At 52.0% G+C, this 4,103-nt stretch carries 2 protein-coding genes; both read right to left on the reverse strand.

The window, feature by feature from the left end; genetic code table 11:
• On the reverse strand, positions 1 to 1,685 hold a 1,685-nt coding region (locus EOB59_RS33865; RefSeq protein ID WP_245486874.1), incomplete at its 3' end, for a hypothetical protein.
• A gap of 40 nt (positions 1,686 to 1,725) precedes the next feature.
• Entirely contained in the window at positions 1,726 to 3,264 is a 1,539-nt protein-coding gene (locus tag EOB59_RS33870; RefSeq protein WP_245486875.1) for a VirE2 family protein, read from the reverse strand.
• Positions 3,265 to 4,103 lie beyond the last annotated feature (839 nt).

A 4,103-nucleotide genomic window follows, 5' to 3' on the forward strand; every position in this document is an offset into this window, starting at 1 on the left:
GGAGGAGCCAAAATCCGCCGCCCGTCTGCCTGGGCTCGCTCTGCAGCCATCCTAATTCTGGCGAGGTTGTCGTTGGAACTCTCCTTCGATGACGCATTTGCGTCCTTTCGGTTGTCGTTGTCCACGAACGTCTTATCGTTGCCAAATTTACCTTGTCCACTGGGAGGTTGCGGTTCGTTGAGATCTTGACTCGCGTCGGGGCCAATCACGCTCTTCCGGCCGATCTGTTCCAACTCTCTCACGTCCTCCGCAGCACGGCTTGCCTGGGAGGGCGGCCGCATGACAGTTACCGCTCCTGATGGACTTGATATCTGTTTAGGTTCCGACGTCGTTACTTCGCGATTTTTCGTCACGCCCGCGATGATCTTATCGATGTTGCTCGCGTTATGCTCAGGTTTCGAAGTAGCGACAAACGGACTCCCGGGTCTTGTTTGGCCGCCAGCGGCGTTTGCCTTGCTCAGTTCCCCACTGCCGTCGAGTTGCGCTGCTGCGCTCTCAAGCTGCTTCGTCATGCTGGCAGACGGTAGTTTTGGGGTGACCACGACATTCTTCCACGCTTCTTTATGCTGGGCTGCTTCTTCGGCTCCCATTTCGCGAGCCTTAATCTCGTCGCGGTTGAGCCTTCTCAGGTCCGTACTAAGCTTCACTCCAAGAATTTTTTTTGATACGACCTTCGTACCATTGGAGAGATACCTGGTCTCGCTTTTGTACATTTTACCAAGCGTATGCTTGGCCCCGGTTAGCTGATTTGTTTTCTCATCAAATGTCGTCGATCTTTTGTTCAGCAACCTTCGATGCGATCTAATGTTCCTGCCAACCTCGTTTCCATTCACATCTAGGAGAGACTTGTAGTTTTTGCTACCAAAGAGACCCTTTATCGCCGTTTCCCTGGTTCTCCCATCTCGCGATTTTGTCGAATATTTCCGAAACCCACGCGCTTTGCGTCCAACGAGTTCCAGATTACCGTCCTCATCCCGCTCGAAGACCTCTGTTTTAGAGCCTTTCTTGCGGGTCAGGATGCGATATTTCTTGTTGTCAGGACCACTTTCGTACGGGGCGCCCATCTCCTCGGAAATGGCGCGGAAAATCCTACCGTCCCGCAAACGGTTCGTGAAATAGCTTGTGCGGATCAGATTGCCGGTTTCATCGCGTTCCCATCGTTCGCGGAAACTCCCGTCATTGCGTTCGCGGCTTAGAGAGTGAAGTTCACCCTTGGCGTCAAACTCGTAGCTCCTCTTTTTCCGCCAACCCTTCTTCTCAAGTCGGCCGATGTAAACACTTCCTGAGTCGGGGTCGCGCTTTAGGACCTCCGTCGTCATGTTGACAATGCCACTCTTGCGGGTGAGCTCGCCATCCTTGTGGATTCTCAGCCTCTTGTTGCCTATCAGCTTGTAGCCGACCTCGCCGCGATAGCCCTCCTCGACACTGTCAAAGATGTCCATCACTTTGGCATATCGTTTTTGCTTGCTTGGTCGCTCAAACTCGCGCTTTATTCCGCGAACATGTTGGGCCGTCTCCAGCGCTCGAAAACGCTGATCTTCTTCACGCCTAGCTGAGCGTGCCTGCTTATAGGCTGGCTCTCGCAATTTAACTGGTCTTTTTCCAATATCAGCCATGTCCGTTACCTTCCTGCAACGATTGTCTACTGCCAGCGGCAGCAAAAGAGAAGATTTTGCTCGGCTCATTCACACCTGCGCCTAAGCCGGTCCACGACGATTGCCCGATTCAACGACTGTTGACGGCGTCACGTATTCTATCGTCATACCTGCTGCCTGGCGGAAGCTGCGGGCTCGCCACGTCTATGACTTCGCCCAAGCCGGGTCCGCGACTCCGCAGGAGGATCTCAGTTACGCTATCCGGAACATTCAGCTGTTTACCCTCATTCTTCTGCTGATCAGCTCTCTGCAGGGTTTGGGCTAGAGACGTAAATGAGGGTTTCGTATATATTCCGCCTCTATCGGTTTTTGCGTCATCTGCGTAGAAAATTCTCTCTGCAGCATAGATATCCAGTATGGATTCACCATCTGGAAGCTCGACCGAATTACCTTCAACAAGGGCCCCATCTACCTCCACAAGGACCCGAGAATCGGAGGCATATTTATCGAGCATCTTATCCCAGTCAGGCTTGAATTTACCCCATTCCGGGTTGATCCCGTGCTTGTCGCACACATCTTTGAAGTATTCAGAATACAGACCTGCGACAAACCCCGGCCCGGCGAACGTATTGCCCTCCGGCATTCTGATGATCATCCGGTGCTCCATCGCATCCATGGAGGGATTTTCTTTTACGGCCATCGCGGCAGGGTCGGTCGGCAGGTTCTCTAAGACCTCGTTGATCGGAAAGTACTTCGTGCCGATCTTTACGTAAGCACTATGCGTATCCCGGTTGTAACCTCGCTCTTCACCGACATAGTCCCGCAAACGGTGAGTGGCTTGCTTTTCCCCCAGCGTTCTCTCGATATAGTCGATGGTTTGGTAGCCGTGAAGTTTCGACTTCAGCCAAATCTTGCCGCCGAGTGCGGTCTCCAACTCCCGAGCGGTACTCTTCTGATAATCATCATTCGGAAGACGCGAAAACCCCTTCATCTTGCCGTCCGGACTTCGATGCAAGATGTCCGGTGCCTGCTCGCCGCTTGTGTAGGGGTTCTTATGAGCAACGCCGCGCCTTCGATCCCCGGCTGGTGTTTTATAGATCTGCCGCTCGCCTTCCAAATTATAGACCGTCACCTTTTCCGGCTTTCCGTCTTTAAATACCGTTCTGCCGTCTCTATCTTTCTTGACGCCTTTGCCGGTTTCGTAGAGATCGTTGTCTCGCTCTGCGGTCAGACCTAGTGACGTTGTTATTCTCCTGAATTCATAATCCTTGTAGTCTTTCGTTGTCTGTTGACCGTCCGGCGCCTTTATGGCGTGCCATAGGCCGTTCTTGGTGTAATAGTTATCATTGTACCTTATGTACACAAGCTCGTTGTCTATCTCTTTAGATGTTTTGTTGCCCAACCCTTTAAGAGCCTGAAATTCCGTTCCCTTGAAGAACGTATACGCGTTTTTCTTTGGATCGTCCTTCGTGGCCTTCGAATCCACGGGCACCACAAACATGCCGGACTCTTTGAGTTTGATGTCTTGTATTCCAATCATCATGCTCTCGTCCGATGGGAGACTGGCGGCCTTTCTAGGCCGACGGGCCGCCAGATTAAGCTTTTCCAGTCGTCGAGCTGAGACGTCGACCCTTTCAGAGTCGACCTCCATTTTTACTTCACGGTCCACAGAACTAGCCCTTCTGGCTTATTGCAGGTACGTCACTGTTTATTATTGTGTTTTTCGTCCCGGGCCTTAACTGCTCTTTTCATTGCGCTAAGGCGGCGCTCCCGATCAGCCATGAACAATTCCGGATTGTCCATTGGAGCGTATTCGTTCGAATTCGTGATTGTATTCATCCCTGTATGCCGTTCGCCGCTTCGGGTGCGTTTAATACCTGACCTTGATGATGTTAACTTCATTGGTACAGCGTTACCTTTCTCGTTGTGTGTCTCGAGTTGTTCCGTCTTTCAGTGGTCACTAGATTGTGCATGTATTTTGATTGGTCAACCTCAATTGTGTTACGTCTGAAACATCAGGAGTGCTGTTGCAACGTTCCAAGGCGCGGCCGAACGCATTGTTGTGTTTTGTCGCAGTTTCTATTGAAGCACCGGGCAGCACTTCTTACATAAGGACGTGTTTTTACGCACTCTTGTTTCTTGATTGTGTGCTTTACATATATGGCCATATTTTGCGCTGTAAGTTGGTTCGATGTACAGTTGCCGGGCCACCTTTCCAGGCGCATTCAGCCATGACGGATATCCTCAAGATGTTCTGAATACGGCCTCTTTCATCCAACGGCGGCAGGCTGCGGATGAAACTGGAGAGCAAGGCGAGGCTTTGGTGGCGATCGGCCATCGTGCCGGTGATTGGCAAGCCCGAACAATCAGCACTGCGTCAATGTCATCCGCCGCCGTCGCCGGCCGCTCCGCTCTTTTTGTCGTAGGTGATGGCTTTTTGCTGCGCCAATTCAGGTACTGCCACTACACCCACAGTGTCAGCCAGCCACGAACGTCCTCATCAGCGCT

The organism is Mesorhizobium sp. M7A.F.Ca.MR.176.00.0.0, assembly GCF_004023165.1.
In the GTDB taxonomy this organism is placed as follows: Bacteria; Pseudomonadota; Alphaproteobacteria; order Rhizobiales; family Rhizobiaceae; genus Mesorhizobium.